The organism is Methylosinus sporium, from assembly GCF_003113265.1.
In the GTDB taxonomy this organism is placed as follows: domain Bacteria; phylum Pseudomonadota; class Alphaproteobacteria; order Rhizobiales; family Beijerinckiaceae; genus Methylosinus; species Methylosinus sporium.
Genome location: NZ_PUIV01000024.1, coordinates 40,996 through 56,654, shown reverse-complemented (window position 1 = coordinate 56,654; position 15,659 = coordinate 40,996). Strand labels below are relative to the sequence as shown.

Below are 15,659 nucleotides of genomic sequence, written 5' to 3'. Positions count from 1 at the left end.
CGCCGCCTGTCCATGGACGGGGGTCGCCGTCCCGGATGGAGCCGGCCCCCGCCCGCGTTCCCTGACCCGAGAAACGCGCCCTTGCGTCAGCGGGAGCGAGGGAGAGATAGGAATATTTTCAGGATATGTCAAGGGCCGAGAATGGAAGACCCGTGGTGGCCGGACGCCAACGCCTCTCCTTATCCGGCTCGAGGGCGATCGAATGCGCATATTCTCCTCGCCCCACGGCGTCCTGGCCGGGCTTGTCCCGGCCATCCACGCCAACACGCGCGAGGCATGGTGGAAGTTTGGCGCAGCGCCGAAGCTCCGGCGGCCTCCGACAGCGGGTCGAATCCATCGATAGCGGGTACACTTTCCTAAGGTTTCTCAGCCGCTCGGCGTGGATGGCCGGGACAAGCCCGGCCAGGACGGCGGCAGAGTTTTGCAGTAGATCGTCGCCCCCGCGCGCCGACAGCGCCGTTTCGGGACGACCTAACGGAGCATCAGCCTGAGGATATTGTCGGCGATTCGTCCGAAGGGCGCGCGGAGAAGCGTGCTCGCGTTCCATCGACCCTGGTCGAAAACGCCTTTGGCATGGCTGAGGGAACGGAAGCCCTCTATGCCATGATAAGCGCCCATGCCGCTGGGCCCGACGCCGCCGAAGGGCAGATCGTCCTGCGCGTAGTGCATCAGAGCGCCGTTGATCGTGACGTTGCCGGAGGTGGTGCGCGTCAACGCCTTACGGCGGTCCTCGCCGTCGCCGCCAAAATAGTAGAGCGCCAGCGGTCGCGGCCGAGCATTGACGTATGCGACGGCCTCGTCGATGTCGCGATAGGGCAGCACCGGCAGGATGGGGCCGAATATCTCCTCCTGCATGATCGCCATGTCGTCCGTCGCGCCGACGACAACCGTCGGCGGCATAGTGTGCGGACGGCTACGCGCCTCGTTCGGCCTCGGTCCGACCTCCATGATGCGCGCGCCTTTGGCGCGGGCGTCATCGATCAAGCCGGTCAAACGCGCATAGTGTCGGTCGTTGACGATGGAGGTGTAATCATCGCTCGAAGGGCCATCCGGATACTGCGCGGCTACCGCCGCGCCATAGGCGGCGACGAAGGCGTCGATGTCGGCTTCGCTCACGAGCGCGTAATCCGGGGCGACGCAGGTTTGGCCCGCATTGGCGAGTTTGCCATAGGCGACGCCCGCCGCCGCGTGATCGAGCGCAGCTCCCTTGCCGATGATGACCGGAGACTTGCCGCCGAGCTCCAACGTCACGGGAACGAGATTCTGGCTGGCGGTCTTCATTACCGCGCGCCCGACGGCGGTGCTGCCGGTAAACACCAAATGGTCGAACGGCAGGGCGGAGAAGGCGGCGCCCACCGCCGCGTCGCCGGTCACCACCGCCACCTGCTCCTCGGGGAAGATATCCGCGAGCAGCGTCTCGAGCAGATCGCTTGTCGTAGGCGTGAGCTCCGACGGCTTGATCATCGCCCGATTGCCGGCCGCAATCGCCGTGGCCAGCGGCATCAGCGCCAGCGAGAAGGGATAGTTCCATGGCGACACGACGCCGATGACGCCGAGCGGCTGATACTCGATGCGCGCGCTGCCGAGCTGGAAAGACAGCGCGACATGCCGACGCGTCGGCCGCATGAAGCGGCGCAGATTGCGGTGAAGATAGTCGATGCCCATGACCAGCGTCATTATCTCCATCATCGCCGTTTCATGCCGCGAGCGATGGCCGAAATCGGCGTTCAGCGCCGTTTCGATGGCGAGTCGCCGGGCTATAACGGCGGCTCTGAGCTTCTTCAGATCAGCCCGGCGTCGGCCGAGCGGAGGCGGGCCATCGTTCAGGAAGGCGGCGCGCTGACGGGCGAAGATGTCGCGGAACCGGGCGTCGGTCCGGATTTCGGAAGAAGAGTTCATGGCGCCTCCGTCAATGTTGACAGCGAAAACATCCCGCCATTGACATAGGCCCAAAAGTAGGCAGTGTCTACATATGTTTTCACTGGCAACTTCGAGGAGCCATGCAAGAGACATCCGAGCGCCCGTATCACCACGGCGATCTGAGACGGACGATTATCGAGACGGCGATGGACATGCTGGACGAGGAGCAGGGGTGGCAATTCACGCTGCGAGAGGTCGCGCGTCGAGCTGGCGTAAGCCATGCCGCTCCCTATAAGCACTTTGCCGACAAGGGCGCCCTGCTCGCTGAAATGGCCATGCTCGGCTTCGACCGCCTCCGCGAACAACTGACGGCGGCCAGACGCGGCGCTTTCGCCTCGCACCGCGAGGAGTTCTTAACTTTGGCGCACGCTTATGTCGGGTTCGGAACTTCCAGTCCGGCGCTCTACCGGCTGATGTTCGGCGCGGATGCGGGCAAGGCGCCGGACATCCACTCGGGCGAACGCGCGCTCGCCGCGTTCGGCGTCATGCTCGAAACGCTGGAGCGCAGCCAGAGGGAAGGCGTCTTGCGAAAACGGGCTATTCAAGGCCAAGCGACGACATGCTGGGCGCTGGTGCACGGGCTTACTATGCTTTCCATCGGCGGATTGCTCCGGCCGGAGAAAGTCGGACCGGACGCCATCGAGGCGGCGCTCGTTACCTTGCTCGAAGGTCTGGAGGAGTAACGGCCGCGCCACCTTTCTCGCTCACGGGAACAACCCAGTCGCCACGCATGAATACCTCGATGTGCGATACGGAATTCACTCGAATGACGGCTCATAGCGCATCATGGAAATTCAAACCGCGACCCCGCCGGCGCTCGGGCGCCGGTCATCCCTTATAACGCGCCCTCATGCGGATCATCCCCGTCATCGACCTGAAAGCCGGCCATGTCGTGCGCGCCTTTCGCGGCGAGCGCGCCGCCTATGCGCCGATCGTCACGCCGCTCGCCGCCGGCAGCGCGCCGGAGGCGATCGTCGCGGGATTTCTGCGGCTCTTTGCTTTCGATACGATCTATATCGCCGATCTCGACGCCATAGAGCGATGCGGCGATCATGGCGCGGCGATCGAGGCGCTGGCGCGGCGCTTTCCGCAAATCCGTTTCTGGGTCGATAGTGGCGCCGAAAGCGCGCCCGGAGGCGCGCGGTCCGATGCGGCGCCTAAACCGCGAGCCTTCGAGCTCGCCAATCTCGCGCCCGTCATCGGCAGCGAAAGTCTCGCGCGGACTGTCGCGCCCGATCTCTCGCGGGAGACGGGGGCGATTCTCTCGCTCGATTTTCGCGGCGATGAATTTCTCGGCCCGCGCGCGCTTCTGGACGATCCGCAACTCTGGCCGCCGCGACTCATCGCCATGACTCTGGCGCGCGTCGGCGCCTTCGCCGGGCCGGATCTCGCGCTTTTGTCGTCGCTGGAGCGGCGCGCGCAGGGCAGGGAAATCTACGCCGCCGGCGGGCTGCGCGACACGCGCGATCTCGAGGCGCTGGCGCGCATCGGCGTCGCCGGCGTTCTCGTCGCCTCGGCGCTGCACGACGGGCGGCTGTCGGCGCAGGAGCTGCGTCGCGCCATGTGATGCGTTTTCATCTGATCGCTCGGCGCGGAATCGCCGCTTCCTTCTCCCCGCTCGCGCCTATCGAATGCACACGCTCCTCGCCCCACGGCGTCCTGGCCGGGCGCGTCCCGGTCAAGACGGCTGCAGAGTTTCGCGATATTCGAATCCGACGGAACCGTATGAATGCGCCGTGCGGAAATGAGCGCCGCCAAAACAGAAAGAGGAGCCGCGGGCGGCGGCTCCTCTTTGATCGGTCGAAATATGTCCGCGCCTCACTCGGCGGCGGCGAAGGGGTGCTTGGCGGTCACGCGCTCGGAGAGGACGCGGGAGGCGCTCGGATCGCCCTTCATCGCGCGGGCGATGGCTTCCTTCGTGGCGCGATAGTTGAACTCCTGGATCTTCTGATCGTCATTGGCTTCCCAATGAATGAACACGCCGACCGAGATGAAGAGGTCCTCGGCCTGCTCGATCGGGATGATCCCCTCGGCGACGCTGTCGGCGACGGCCTTGGCGACGCCATATTGCGCCGGGCCGAACATCTGAACGGCCTGCTTGGCGTTCTTGATCGTCACCTTGTTGAAGAGAATGGTGTAGGGCTTGACCAGAAGGTTCGGCGCGACCACCGCGAGCAGGGTGGTGAAGCCGTCCTTGTTGTTGACCAGCGCATTGGCGAAGGCCGTCTCGGCGGAGCTGCCGCGCGGGCCCATCAGCAGGTCGATATGCGCGACCTCATTGCCCTCGCCGACGAGCGATTCGCCGACCAGCAGCTTCGGAGTCGAGGAGGAGGCGCCGGCCTTCGGAAAGAGAGCGCCGAGAATTTTGTCCAGTATCGAAGCCATATTCGATTTCCTTTCGGTCTGTTCGTCACGCCTTGGCGGCGTTGTTCTCGGCCTGCGCGAGGCCCCCCAATCTCGCTGCAACTTCCGTCAGGAAGCCGACTGGTGACGCGCCGACCGCGGATCGATTCGCTTCAATTCGAGTCGACGAAGAGGAGCCGCGAACGGCTCCTCGAAAATCCGGCGACGGAGCGCCGCATCGCAGCGAGACAGCGGCGCGCGGGATGCACGCCGTCGCTCGCCGGCCGACCGAGCAAAAGCTCAGTTGGCGCCGAAAGGATGCTTGACGTCGTTGCGCTTGGCGACGACTTCGGCGGCCTTCGGCTCGCCCTTGACGGCGCGCGCGATGGCTTCCTTGGTGGCCTGATAGTTGTACTCCTGGATCTTCTTGTCGTCGTTGGCTTCCCAATGGATGAACACGCCGACCGAGATGAACAGGTCATCGGCCTCGGCGAGCGGGATCACGCCTTCGGCGACGGAGTCGGCGACGGCCTTGGCGACGCCGGCCTGCGCCGGTCCGAACATCTGAACGGCCTGCTTGGCGTTCTTGATGGTGACCTTGTTGAAAAGGATCGTGTTCGGCTTGGCCAGCAGGTTCGGCGCGACGACGGCGAGCAGCGTGGTGAAGCCGTCCTTGTTGTTGACCAGCGCATTGGCGAAGGCGGTCTCGGCGGCGCTGCCGCGCGGTCCGATCAGCAGGTCGATGTGAGCGACTTCATTGCCTTCGCCGACGAGCGACTCGCCGACCAGGAGCTTGTTGATCACGGCCATGTTTCTTCCTTTCGATAAACTCGACTTGTCGCCCGCGCGGCTGCCGGCGCGGGCGCCTCCCCCATCTCTCCGGCGTCAGGCCGAAATGCGGCCGAGCCGGACGAGCCGGTCGCGAGACCATCTCGCGCGGCGCGAACTCAACCATTTTTGTGAACGTTCGGCAAGATGGCGAGCAGATAATCGACAAAAAGCGCGGCGACCGTCAGGTCCGCGCAGGCGCCCGGATTATAGCCGCTTTTTTTGAGAGAACGATCCAGTTCCAGCGCGATGCGGAACATGGAGTCTCTGTCGTCGACGGCGTCGATAAGAGAAGCCGCTTCTTGAAAGCGCGTCAAGGTCTCGCGCGCGACTTTTTCGCCGAATTTCCGCTGGATATGCGTATCGGGGAAATGTCGCGCGTAAGTCATGAAGAGAAGCAGGGTCGTGGTCTCTCTGTCATGGCCTCTCTCTCGCGCGCGCCGGATCGCCTCGCGGCCCATGCCGAAAATCTCGGAAAAGCCGTTGGCGTATTGCCTTGCGACGAGATCGCGATCGGCGGCGAGCGCCATGGCTTCGCGCAGGGAGACGCGCGCCGGGGCGGCGACATCGTGCTGCGGCGCGGCGCCGAGCCCGGCGGGGGAGGCGCGCACAATGGCGCGAAAGGCGAGATCGGCGTCGGAAAAATCGAGCGCTTCCAGCGTCCGCGCGAGTTTTTCGTCGAGAGAGCCTTCGCCCGCTCGTGAGGCGGCGTGAGCGAGCGGCGCGCATAAGAGTATAATGCCGAGATTGGTGTTGCAGCCGACGCGCGTCCAGGTCGCTTCCACCGCCTCCGATATGCGGGCGCCGACGCGCGCGCCCGGCGCGGAAATATGCGGCGCGGCGGCCTTCGCGCTGGCGATGAAATCCGCGGCCTCCATTCCATGGCCCGGCGCATAGATATGGACATTGCCGGGCTTGGGCGCGGCGAGTTCGTCCGCGCAGGCGGCGATGAAGGCGCTCGCGATTTGTTCCGCGTCAGCCATTGGCGCGGCGCGCGGCGGCGCCGATCGCCGCCATTATGTCGCCGGCGAGGCGTTCGGCGATCTGGAAAGGGGTCACGCTCTGCAACCCGCTCCAGCCCGGCATACTATTGACCTCCAGCACCATGGGCAGGCCGTCCGCGCCGGCGATGATGTCGACGCCGGCGAAATCCGCGCTGAGCGCGGCGGCGGCGCGCAGCGCCAATTCGCGCTCGCGCGCGCTCGGCTCGCAGGGCGTCGGCTTTGCGCCCTGCCGGATATTGGTGATCCAGCGTCGCGAGCGCCGCCGCATCGCGCCGATGATCTCGCCATGGGAGACGAGAATGCGCATATCTTCGTACCAGACGTCCCGCGGCGGGACGAAGCGCTGCAGATAGAAGACGCCGCGCGCTTCCTTCGTCGTCGGCAGATCCTCCTCGCGGCGGATGAGCTTGAGGCCCCAGCCTTGCGCGCCGAACAGCGGCTTCAGCACCAGCGGCGCGCGCCCGCATTCGCTGCGGATGATGCGCAGCGCCTCGGCGCGCGAGCCGGTCACGAAAGTCGCGGGCGTCGGAATGCGCGCGGCGGCGAGCAGAAAGCTCGCCGCGGATTTGTCGGTGCAGCGCTCGATCGCGCGCGCGCTATTGACCAGCGGAACGCCGAGCGCGCCGAGCGCGTGCAGCACGCCGAGCCGCAGCGTGACCGTCTCCAGCGAGCCGTCGCCGATCGCGCGCACGACGGCGGCGTCCGGCAGGCCGCCGTGAAAGCCAGGAATGGCGATGTGCTGCGGCCGCGTCGTGTCGATCTTGCAGGCGGAAAGCCGCACGGGAACGGCCCGCGCGCCATGGCGCGCGAAGCCCTTGATGAGGCGCTCGACATGCCAGTCGAGCTCGTCGGTGAAGATCGCGATGCGCGGCGCCCCCTCACGGGGGCGCGCGGGCTCAGCCGAAAGAGGCTTCGAGCAGTTTTTCGTCGATGGCTCCGCCACGGAAAGTCTCGCCTGTCTCCACTGCCGTCACGATCGCCTCGGCGGGCGAGAACAGGCTGGGGTCGATCTTGTAGAAGTCGCCCTTATACGCTTTGAAAATTTCCGCGAAAGGCCGTCCGTAGTCGCGCGAGGTCGAGCTCGGCAGTTTCTCGGCCAGCTCCTTGGCCGCCGCCGCCGATCCGCGCACGAAGAGATGAGCGCGGCCGGAATAGATGATCGCATCGTTTGTGCGGCCCATGGCCGTGACGAAATCCGGGTGAGGCGGCGAGAGCGGCGCGGTGGCTATGCCGTCCACAATATGCTCGAGCGGGAATTTCAGCTCATGCGCCTTGTGCAGCGCCACCTCGAGCACGCGGCCGACGACCTGCACGCTGCCGGCGAGGCTCTGCGTCGGCGCATAGACGAAGGCGAGCTTGTCGGGAGAGACGCCGCAATCATTGGCGACCTTGGCCACGACGGCCTCCGGCGGCGGCGCGCCGGCCTCGAGCACGATGGTCGAGCGATCGGCGGAGTCCTTATAAGGAAGCTCCTGGAACAGCGCCTCCTTGCGCGCCAGCGAGCGGCCGGGGCCGGAGCCGAGCGCAAAGAATTTCTCGTGGCTGAGGCTCCAGCCGGCATATTGGCTGGCGAGGCAGGCGACGACCGGGTCATTGCTGGAGACGGTGAGCCAGAAGGGCCAGTTCTTCTGGCCGGGCGCCGGCGAGAGCGTAACCTTGCCGAGGCCGCCGAGGCAGATCTCCGTGAGCAGAAGGCCGGCGTCTATGCCGCCCGCCACCTTGGCGCCGGCGTCGATCAGCAGCTCTCCGAGGCTTCCGCGCGAAACGGCGAGGCGATAGCGCTCCGCGCCCGCGACGAGTCTGTCGACGATCTCGCCCGCCAGCGCATTGACGCTCGCCGTGGCGCGCCCGCTCGTATCCAATGTCCCTGTCACGTCTTTTGTCCTCGATTGGGGACCGGCTCCCCGCGCCGGCCGAAATTGCGGCGCGACTTTACTAAGCTTTCGTCCCCGGCGAAAGCCGCGCCGGGCGAAAGGCCTGTCACTTCCCCGTCAAGAGACTCTCACGAGAGCATTACACGCGCCTGCTAGGAGAGGAGCCGTGATGCGGCGTCGAGGGCTCACCCTTCTCGAGGAGCAGCGCAAATGGCCGACAATATCGCGGAAAAGTCCGGCGAGGCCGGCAAGAAGGACAATTACACGGGCAAGCTGATCGTCGGCGGCATAGCGGCGGTCATCGGCGGCGTGGTGGGCTACGGCCTGCTGGGCGGCCCGGCCATTCTCGCCAGCGCAGTGGTTTTCGGTCTCATCGGAGCGGCGCTGGGCTCCGTGTTCGATTGATCGCGTCGGTTGCGTGTGGCGTCGCGAGTCGCCGCTTTTCCGGCGGTCGTGCGGAATTCTAGGACGTAGTCATTTCCCCTTCAGGTCGCGGCCCCACGTTCGCCCGTGGGGCCGTTTTTTTTTGCTCAGGCGGCCGCCAAAGCGGCGATGTCGCGGCGGGCGGAAGCGAGCGCCTCCTCCTTCTGCGCCGGGCCGAGGCCGACGCCCTCGGCGCGGATGAAGGCGAAATCGGTGACGCCCAGATTGCCGAAGGTGGTGCGCAAATAGGCCTCCTGATGGTCCTGCGCCGAAAGCGCCTCATTCCCCGCATAGAGGCTGCCGCGCGTCGAGACGACGATGAGCCGCTTGCCGGTCACGAGGCCCTGAAGCCCGGCGGCCGTATAGGCGAAGGTCTTGCCGGGCACGACGAGATGGTCGATCCAGCCGCGAAGCTGCGTGGGAATGGAGAAATTATACATTGGCGCGCCGATCACGACGATATCGGCCGCGAGAAACTCCTCGAGAATGTCGCGGGCGGTGGACAGCTCGGCCCGCAGCGCGGCGTCCTCCGGCTCCGTCCCGGCCCCGCGAGCGAAAAAGAGAGCGCTGGAGAGCATGGGCGGCGCCGCGGCGGCGACGTCACGATAGGCGACCTCGAGGCCGGGGATGTCGCCGCGCAGCTTCTCCACCAGCTCGGCGGTGAGGCGGCGGCTGAGCGATTTTTCTCCCATAATGCTCGAATCGATGTGCAACAGGCGGGTCATGCGGCTCGCTCCTGGTATAAAGAGGTAACTTAGGCTAGGTTGCTCCCTGTCGCGACGGCGCGCAAGGAGGCACATTTTTGGAACGCGGTCACATTCATGTTCCTGCCCAATGCGGGCGTATTGCGGCCATTCTATCGCGCATCGGCGACAAATGGACCGTGCTGGTCGTCGAATCGCTCGGGAACGGGCCTTTGCGGTTCAACGAGCTGCGGCGGCGCATCGGCGGCATTTCGCAACGTATGCTGACGCTGACGCTGCGTGCGGCCGAGCGCGACGGCTTCGTGACGCGCACCGTCTTTCCGACCATCCCGCCCCGCGTCGATTATGAGCTGACGCCGCTCGGCCGCTCTCTGCGTGAGCCGCTGCATCGGCTGGGTGACTGGGCGCTCGAGAATGTCGAAACCATCGAGGAATCGCGGCGCCGTTTCGACGGCGAGGCGGAAAAGCAGGCCGCTGCGCCGCGGCCGCAGCGCGCCGTCGGCGCGTGAGCGCGCCAGCGCGGCCTTCTCCTTTGCGCTTTTGAAAAAATCATGCGCAATGCCGCGTGATCGAGATTCGTCGGAGTGAGCCGAGAGTGACCGAGCGTCCGCAGACCACTGTTTCCTATGGCGCCGCTGCGCTCGTCTTTCTGGCGGCGGCGGTAGCTCTCGCTTTTCCGTGGCTGTCCGGCCGCGTCACCGTCCCCTGGGACGCCAAGGCGCATTTCCAGCCGCAATTCGCCTTTCTCGCCCATGCGCTGCATTCTGGCCAATCGCCCTTCTGGACGCCCAATGTCTTCGCCGGCTCGCCGCAGCTCGCCGATCCGCAATCGCTGATCTTCTCACCCTTCTTCCTCATCGCGGCCTGGCTCGTTCCCGAACCCTCTTTCGCGCTCGAGGATGCAATCGTCTTCGCGATGCTGGCGACGGGCGGGCTCGCCTTCATCGCCTATTTCCGCGACCGCAAATTCTCGGCGGAAGGCGCGCTGCTCTGCGCGCTCGCCTTCGCTTTCGGCGGCTCGGCCGCCTGGCGCATTCAGCATACGGGGCAGGTGATGAGCCTCGCCTGGTTCCCGGTGACGCTCTTTCTGCTCGCGCGTGCGCTCGATCGCCGCTCGGCGCAATGGGGCGCCTATGCCGGCGTGGCGGCGGCCTTTCTCGTGCTCGGGCGCGATCAGGTCGCTTTTCTCGAAGTGCTCGTCCTCTCGGCCTACGCCGTCTTTCGCGTCTTCTCGGACGACGCGAAGATTTCCACCGCCATCGCGCCGCTCGTCGCCGGCGCGGCCTGCGGCGTCGCCATCATCATCGTTCCGCTCTCGCTGACGATGGAGCTGGCGTCGCAATCCAATCGGCCGGCCATCGATCTCGCGGGCGCCTTGCGCGGCTCGCTGCATCCGGCGGCGCTGCTCACTTTCGTCTCGGCCAATCTCTTCGGCACGGATGGTCCGCTCGCGAATTTCTGGGGTCCGCCGGCGCTCGTCTTCGGCTCGCCGGATCTCTTTCTCGCGCGCAATATGTGCGACGTCTATATGGGCGCGCTGCCTCTGGTCTCGCTCATCGCTCTGACGCGCCACGGCCTGCCGTCCAATCGCGAGATAAGCTTTTTCACCGCCGCAGCGCTGGCGCTGCTGCTCTATGCGCTCGGCCGCTTCACGCCGGCCTTTGCGCTGATGTTCCATATTCCGGGAGTCGATCTCTTCCGCCGCCCGGCGGACGCGACCTTTCCGCTCTGCGCCGTGCTCGCCATTCTCGCCGGCTTCGGCCTCAACGTCGTCGCCAATGCGCCGAGCAGACCGCCGCTGCGCTTCCTCACGGCGGCGCTGGCCGCGCTATTTGCGCTCGCCATTGCGCTCGCCTGGAGCAAGGATCATCTTTCCGCGGCGCTCCTGCCGCTCGCCGAGAGCGCCGGCTTCGCCGCGCTGGCCTTTCTCGTCATCGCCTTCGCGCCGCAGCTCGCCATGCGCCGCTATGCGCTGCTCGCGGCCGTCGGCGCGACGATGACGCTCGATCTCGCCTTCAACAACGGGCCCAATGAATCGACCGCGCTGCCGCCGCAGAATTTCGACGTGCTGCGCGCCGACACGCAAAACGACACGATCGCTCTGCTGCGGGCGCGTCTCGCGGCGACGGCGGCGCCGGACCGGCGCGATCGCGTCGAGCTCGCGGGCATAGATTTCCACTGGCCCAACGCCTCGCTGGTGCATGGCTTCGACCAGGAGTTCGGCTACAACCCGGTGCGGCTGCGCCTGCTCGAGGAGGCGACCGGCGTCGGCGATCATCTCGCTCTGCCCGAGCAGCGCGTTTTCTCCAAGCTCTATCCCTCCTATCGCTCGACGCTCGCCGATCTCATCGGGCTGCGCTTCATCGCGACCGGCGTTCCGATCGAGGAGATCGACAAGAATTTGAAGCCGGGCGATCTCGAATTCATCGCGCGCACCAAGGACGCTTATGTCTATGAGAACAAGCGCGCGTTGCCGCGCGTGCTGCTCGCGACCTGCGCCACGCGCGTCGATTTCGCGCAGATGATCGAGGATGGCGTGTGGCCCGATCTCGACTATCGCGCCAGCGTGCTTCTCGAGGAGCCGCCCGTCTGCCGGCATTCGCGCCCCGAGCCGGGGGAGGCGAGCGGCGCGCGCATCCGCTCTTACGGCAATACGGAGGTAATCATCGACGCCGATGTTCCGCAGGGCGGCGGCTATGTGGTGCTGAACGATATTTTTCATCCGTCCTGGACGGCGCAGATCGACGGCGAGCCGGCGGACATCATGCGCGCCAATGTGATGTTCCGCGCCGTCGCCGCGCCGCAGGGCAGGCATGAGGTGCGGTTCGTCTATCGGCCGTTTCTCAGCCTGTGGCGGCGGCTGACGGGGCGATCCGGGGGCTAGCCGGCGTCTAGCCGTTGCGGCCCCGCTTGACGCATCGCCATTCCTGCGCGACTCTCGCAACGCCCGGGGGAGCCTCGCCGCCGGCGCGCTCTGCGCGCGGCAAGAGGCTGAGAGGCCGAAGAGCTTTTTTTTAAAAAAGCGGCTCGGCGACCCTTCGAACCTGATCCAGTTCGCGCTGGCGTAGGGAGGCCGCATGTTCCTGATTTTCCTCGGCCCTACCGGGGCGCATCGATGCTGATCGGCGTGATCGGCGCCGGCGTCGCCGGCCTGACTGCGGCTTTCGAGATCGCCCGCGCCGGCGCGCCCCATGGCGCCGAGGTCGAGCTGATCGAGAAAGCCGACGGACCCGGCCGCGGCTGCTCGCATTACGCCGGCGGCATGATCGCGCCCTGGTGCGAATTGGAGAGCGCCGAGCCCATTGTGGCGACGCTCGGCGAGGAGGCGCTCGCCTTCTGGACCAGGGACATTCCCGTCGCGAAAATCGCCGGCAGCCTCGTCATCGCGCCGCCGCGCGACCGCGCCGAGCTGACCGAATTCTCCCGCCGCACCCGGCGGTTCGAGCGGCTGGACGCGGACGCTCTCGCGGCGCTGGAGCCGGCGCTGGCCGGGCGCTTTTCGAGCGGGCTCTATTTTCGCGAGGAGGCGCATCTCGAGCCGCGCGCGGCGATGCGGGCGCTGTTCGAACGTTTGCAGACAATGGACAATGTCCGCATCCGGCTCTGCGCCGATTCGGTTCCGCAGGCGGATTGGATCGTCGATTGCCGCGGCTTCGCCGCGCGCGGCGAACTGGCGGAGCTGCGCGGCGTCAAGGGCGAGATGCTGGTGCTGCGCAGCGAGGAGATCGAATTGTCCCGCCCCGTCCGCATGTTGCATCCGCGTCATCCGGTCTATGTGGTGCCGCGCGGGCAGGGCGTGTTCATGATCGGCGCGACGATGATCGAGAATGAGGAGCGCTCGCGCGTCACCGCGCGCTCCATCGTCGAGCTGGTCAATTCGGCTTTCGCCATTCATCCTGCTTTCGCCGAGGCGGAGATCGTCGAGACGGGCTCGGATGTGCGGCCGGCATTTCCGGACAATCTGCCGCGCATTTCGCGGCAGGGCCGGACGCTCTATGTGAACGGGCTCTATCGGCATGGTTTTCTTCTGGCGCCGGCGCTGGCGCGTCGCGTCGCGCGTTTTCTCTTCGCGGGCGAGATCTTCCCGGAGGTCATGAATGCGAATCAGGGTGAATGGACAGACGCTCGAGGTCGAGGCGCCGACATTGGAGCGCCTCATCGAGGAATTGGGCTTTAGCGAGCAGACCGTCGCCACGGCGGTCAACCAGGAATTCGTGCGCAGCAAGGATCGCGGCGAGACGCTGCTGGTCGAGGACGATACGGTCGAGATCGTCACGCCGCGGCAGGGAGGGTGAAGGTTTAATGGGCAAGTCCGACGACCTCGTCGTCTATGATGCGAGACTATCCTCCCGCTTCCTGCTGGGCACGGCGCGCTATCCTTCGCCCGCCATTCTCGCCGAGGCGATCCGCACGGCGGGAGCGGAGATCGTCACCGTCTCGCTGCGGCGGGAGGCCGGGGGCTCGCGCGCGGGCGAGAGCTTTTGGCGGCTCATTCGCGAGCTGGGCGTGCGCGTATTGCCCAACACAGCCGGTTGCCGCACGGCCAAGGAGGCCGTCGCCACCGCGCAAATGGCGCGCGAGCTGTTCGGAACCAGCTGGATCAAGCTCGAGGTGATCGGCGAGGAGGACACGCTGCAACCGGACGTCTTCGGCCTGGTGGAGGCGGCGCGCATCCTCAGCGACGACGGCTTTTGCGTCTTTCCCTATACGACCGAGGATCTCGTCGTCGCCGAGAGGCTGCTCGACGCCGGCTGCCGCGTGCTGATGCCCTGGGCCGCGCCGATCGGCTCCGGCCGCGGGATCAATAATCTCTTCGGCCTCAGAGCGCTGCGCGCGCATTTTCCCGATACGCCGCTGATCGTCGACGCCGGCCTCGGCGCGCCCTCGCAGGCGGCGGCGGTCATGGAGCTCGGCTTCGACGCGGCGCTGCTCAACACGGCGGTGGCGCGCGCCGGCGATCCGGTGGCCATGGCGCGGGCCTTTTCGCTCGCCATAGAGGCGGGCCGGGCGGCCTATCTCTCCGGCCTGATGGAGCCGCGCGACATGGCGGCGCCCTCGACGCCCGTGCTCGGCCGCGCCTTCGGCGACGGATTCGAGGCATGAGCGCGTTTTCGCTCGACCCGTTTTATCTCATCGTCGATTCCGCCGATTGGCTGCCGCGGCTGCTGCCTTGCGGCGTGCGGCTCGTGCAATTGCGCGTCAAGGATCGTGAGGAGGCGGCGCTGCGCGCGGAGATCGCCCGCGCTCGCGACCTTTGCGCCGCCCATGGCGCGCAGCTCGTCGTCAATGATTACTGGCAGCTCGCCATCGATCTTTCCTGCGATTTCGTGCATCTCGGCCAAGGCGATCTCGACACGGCCGATATCGCCGCGATCCGCGCCCATGGCATAAGGCTCGGCGTCAGCACGCATGACGCGGCGGAGCTGGAACGGGCGTTGGCGCTCGCTCCCGATTATGTCGCGCTGGGGCCGATCTATCCGACCTTGCTGAAGCAAATGGCCTTCACCCCGCAAGGGCTGGAAAAGATCGGCGTCTGGAAACGCCGCATCGGCGCGATTCCGCTCGTCGCCATCGGCGGGCTGACGCCGGAGCGCGCCCGCGCGGCGCTGGCGGCGGGGGCGGACAGCGCCTGCGTCGTCACCGATATATTGCGCGCCTCGGAGCCGGAGGCGCGCGCCCGCGAGTGGGTGGAGGCGACGGACGAAAAGCGCCTCAGGACGCCCCGCCGATCGGCCACTCCCCTTTGAACACATTGCCCTGATTGTCGCGCGCCTCGACGCGCATCACCTTGGCGCCATTTGGCTTGTAGGCGAAGCGAAAGCTCGGATCCTCGGACAGGGAAATTCCGCCCTCCATGGAGAAGATCAGCGCCTCGCCCTGGCGCACCTCCACCTTGTCGACATAATGGGCGGGAAGATAGGCGCGGGTGATCGGGTCCATCTGCAATCCCGAATTATTGGGATGGCGGATCATGATCTGCGCTTCGCGCAGCGCGGGGGTCTCGCTCGTGAACTCGCGATATTTCATCTTGCCGAGATTGGCGGCGGCCTCGTCCTGATCCTTGATCGCCGGGGCCGAGCAGCCGCCCGAGGCTTTCACGAATTTCGCCACCGAATGCAGCGCGCCATCGGCCGTTTGGCCGACGACATGCACATTGGTGTAGGAATTCACGCGCACGCGCGTCTCGATCTTGGCGACGCCGGCGCCCACGCCGAAGGAGAAGGCGGCGGCCATGGGCATGGGATTCTCGTCGATGACCAGCGTCGCCGCGCGCAGGCCCGGCTCGAGGAGGGTGATCGTCATCGGCACGATGGCGGCGTCCTCGGCCCGCTTCGGCGCATCGAGCGCGACGACGCCCTCATGCTCCTTTATCGCGCGGTCGTGGAAAATATCGGTGACGAGGCCCGGCCAGGGATCGATCTTGGGCTCCTGGGCCAGCGCCGCGCCGGCCCAAAAGAGGGCCGCCGCCGTCGCGACACGAAGGAGACCGGGCCGCGAGCCTCGAGGCTCGCTCTCATTCGGCGATTTGCGAGCCTGAAGGCTCGCGGTCCAAGGGCTCATCT

The 15,659-nt window shown here is 66.4% G+C and carries 17 protein-coding genes and 1 riboswitch; of the genes, 9 read left to right on the top strand and 8 right to left on the bottom strand.

Annotated features, from left to right (window positions below; genetic code table 11):
• Positions 1-471: 471 nt before the first annotated feature.
• The gene (locus C5689_RS13975) at positions 472-1,899 is read right to left on the bottom strand and encodes a coniferyl aldehyde dehydrogenase (RefSeq protein WP_108917875.1); all 1,428 of its coding nucleotides are present in this window, start codon (positions 1,897-1,899) and stop codon (positions 472-474) included.
• 101 nt (positions 1,900-2,000) lie between these two features.
• Here C5689_RS13975 and C5689_RS13970 point away from each other — a divergent pair, with 101 nt between their 5' ends.
• Both C5689_RS13970 and C5689_RS13965 read left to right on the top strand, forming a co-directional pair.
• A complete protein-coding gene (locus tag C5689_RS13970) occupies positions 2,001-2,603 on the top strand; it encodes a TetR/AcrR family transcriptional regulator (protein ID WP_108917874.1) in 603 nt (200 codons plus the stop codon).
• Positions 2,604-2,770: 167 nt separating this feature from the next.
• Entirely contained in the window at positions 2,771-3,487 is a 717-nt protein-coding gene (locus tag C5689_RS13965; RefSeq protein WP_108917873.1) for a HisA/HisF-related TIM barrel protein, read from the top strand.
• Between the two features lie 251 nt (positions 3,488-3,738).
• On the opposite strand, the gene fae (C5689_RS13960) is transcribed toward C5689_RS13965, so the two are convergent.
• From fae (C5689_RS13960) to mch, 5 genes are all read right to left on the bottom strand, one after another.
• Positions 3,739-4,305, bottom strand: a complete 567-nt coding sequence (gene fae, locus C5689_RS13960; protein WP_108917872.1) for a formaldehyde-activating enzyme — start codon at positions 4,303-4,305, stop codon at positions 3,739-3,741.
• A 258-nt stretch (positions 4,306-4,563) separates the two neighbouring features.
• Positions 4,564-5,073, bottom strand: a complete 510-nt coding sequence (gene fae, locus C5689_RS13955; RefSeq protein WP_108917871.1) for a formaldehyde-activating enzyme — start codon at positions 5,071-5,073, stop codon at positions 4,564-4,566.
• Between the two features lie 137 nt (positions 5,074-5,210).
• Positions 5,211-6,074 carry a triphosphoribosyl-dephospho-CoA synthase gene (locus tag C5689_RS13950; RefSeq protein ID WP_108917870.1) on the bottom strand — a complete coding sequence of 288 codons (864 nt, stop codon included), beginning with the start codon at positions 6,072-6,074 and terminating at the stop codon, positions 5,211-5,213.
• On the bottom strand, positions 6,067-7,038 hold the full coding sequence (locus tag C5689_RS13945; RefSeq protein WP_108917869.1) for a RimK family alpha-L-glutamate ligase: 972 nt from the start codon (positions 7,036-7,038) through the stop codon (positions 6,067-6,069). Before C5689_RS13945 ends, C5689_RS13950 begins: the two co-directional genes overlap by 8 nt.
• On the bottom strand, positions 6,992-7,969 hold the full coding sequence (mch, locus tag C5689_RS13940; protein ID WP_024881061.1) for a methenyltetrahydromethanopterin cyclohydrolase: 978 nt from the start codon (positions 7,967-7,969) through the stop codon (positions 6,992-6,994). Before mch ends, C5689_RS13945 begins: the two co-directional genes overlap by 47 nt.
• Before the next feature lie 210 nt (positions 7,970-8,179).
• On the opposite strand from mch, the gene C5689_RS13935 reads away from it, so the two are divergent.
• The gene (locus C5689_RS13935; RefSeq protein WP_108917868.1) at positions 8,180-8,374 is read left to right on the top strand and encodes a hypothetical protein; all 195 of its coding nucleotides are present in this window, start codon (positions 8,180-8,182) and stop codon (positions 8,372-8,374) included.
• A gap of 125 nt (positions 8,375-8,499) precedes the next feature.
• Here C5689_RS13935 and C5689_RS13930 read toward each other — a convergent pair whose 3' ends face one another.
• A complete protein-coding gene (locus tag C5689_RS13930; RefSeq protein ID WP_108917867.1) occupies positions 8,500-9,117 on the bottom strand; it encodes an FMN-dependent NADH-azoreductase in 618 nt (205 codons plus the stop codon).
• A gap of 77 nt (positions 9,118-9,194) precedes the next feature.
• Here C5689_RS13930 and C5689_RS13925 point away from each other — a divergent pair, with 77 nt between their 5' ends.
• The 6 genes from C5689_RS13925 to C5689_RS13900 all read left to right on the top strand — a co-directional run bounded on the left by C5689_RS13925 (position 9,195) and on the right by C5689_RS13900 (position 14,843).
• Positions 9,195-9,605, top strand: coding sequence for a winged helix-turn-helix transcriptional regulator (locus tag C5689_RS13925; protein ID WP_108917866.1), 411 nt, complete (start codon positions 9,195-9,197; stop codon positions 9,603-9,605).
• An 86-nt stretch (positions 9,606-9,691) separates the two neighbouring features.
• On the top strand, positions 9,692-11,980 hold the full coding sequence (locus C5689_RS13920; RefSeq protein WP_108917865.1) for a glycosyltransferase family protein: 2,289 nt from the start codon (positions 9,692-9,694) through the stop codon (positions 11,978-11,980).
• Positions 11,981-12,035: 55 nt separating this feature from the next.
• Positions 12,036-12,184: riboswitch (TPP riboswitch) on the top strand.
• A 27-nt stretch (positions 12,185-12,211) separates the two neighbouring features.
• Entirely contained in the window at positions 12,212-13,273 is a 1,062-nt protein-coding gene (locus C5689_RS13915; protein ID WP_108917864.1) for an FAD-dependent oxidoreductase, read from the top strand.
• A complete protein-coding gene (thiS, locus tag C5689_RS13910; RefSeq protein ID WP_244594707.1) occupies positions 13,242-13,391 on the top strand; it encodes a sulfur carrier protein ThiS in 150 nt (49 codons plus the stop codon). The genes C5689_RS13915 and thiS overlap by 32 nt, the downstream gene beginning before the upstream one ends.
• A 7-nt stretch (positions 13,392-13,398) precedes the next feature.
• Entirely contained in the window at positions 13,399-14,199 is an 801-nt protein-coding gene (locus C5689_RS13905; RefSeq protein ID WP_108917862.1) for a thiazole synthase, read from the top strand.
• Positions 14,196-14,843, top strand: a complete 648-nt coding sequence (locus C5689_RS13900) for a thiamine phosphate synthase (protein WP_108917861.1) — start codon at positions 14,196-14,198, stop codon at positions 14,841-14,843. Before C5689_RS13905 ends, C5689_RS13900 begins: the two co-directional genes overlap by 4 nt.
• Here C5689_RS13900 and C5689_RS13895 read toward each other — a convergent pair.
• Positions 14,809-15,657, bottom strand: a complete 849-nt coding sequence (locus C5689_RS13895) for a quinoprotein dehydrogenase-associated SoxYZ-like carrier (RefSeq protein ID WP_167398725.1) — start codon at positions 15,655-15,657, stop codon at positions 14,809-14,811. The two genes, C5689_RS13900 and C5689_RS13895, sit on opposite strands and share 35 nt — an antisense overlap.
• Between the last annotated feature and the right edge of the window lie 2 nt (positions 15,658-15,659).

What these genes read in the sequence shown, in the direction of transcription:
- C5689_RS13975 (WP_108917875.1), bottom strand. Translation starts at nt 1,899, where the DNA reads ATGAACTCTTCTTCCGAAATCCGGACCGACGCCCGGTTCCGCGACATC.
- C5689_RS13970 (WP_108917874.1), top strand. Translation starts at nt 2,001, where the DNA reads ATGCAAGAGACATCCGAGCGCCCGTATCACCACGGCGATCTGAGACGG.
- C5689_RS13965 (WP_108917873.1), top strand. Translation starts at nt 2,771, where the DNA reads ATGCGGATCATCCCCGTCATCGACCTGAAAGCCGGCCATGTCGTGCGC.
- fae (WP_108917872.1), bottom strand. Translation starts at nt 4,305, where the DNA reads ATGGCTTCGATACTGGACAAAATTCTCGGCGCTCTCTTTCCGAAGGCC.
- fae (WP_108917871.1), bottom strand. Translation starts at nt 5,073, where the DNA reads ATGGCCGTGATCAACAAGCTCCTGGTCGGCGAGTCGCTCGTCGGCGAA.
- C5689_RS13950 (WP_108917870.1), bottom strand. Translation starts at nt 6,074, where the DNA reads ATGGCTGACGCGGAACAAATCGCGAGCGCCTTCATCGCCGCCTGCGCG.
- C5689_RS13935 (WP_108917868.1), top strand. Translation starts at nt 8,180, where the DNA reads ATGGCCGACAATATCGCGGAAAAGTCCGGCGAGGCCGGCAAGAAGGAC.
- C5689_RS13930 (WP_108917867.1), bottom strand. Translation starts at nt 9,117, where the DNA reads ATGACCCGCCTGTTGCACATCGATTCGAGCATTATGGGAGAAAAATCG.
- C5689_RS13915 (WP_108917864.1), top strand. Translation starts at nt 12,212, where the DNA reads ATGCTGATCGGCGTGATCGGCGCCGGCGTCGCCGGCCTGACTGCGGCT.
- C5689_RS13905 (WP_108917862.1), top strand. Translation starts at nt 13,399, where the DNA reads ATGGGCAAGTCCGACGACCTCGTCGTCTATGATGCGAGACTATCCTCC.
- C5689_RS13900 (WP_108917861.1), top strand. Translation starts at nt 14,196, where the DNA reads ATGAGCGCGTTTTCGCTCGACCCGTTTTATCTCATCGTCGATTCCGCC.
- C5689_RS13895 (WP_167398725.1), bottom strand. Translation starts at nt 15,657, where the DNA reads ATGAGCCCTTGGACCGCGAGCCTTCAGGCTCGCAAATCGCCGAATGAG.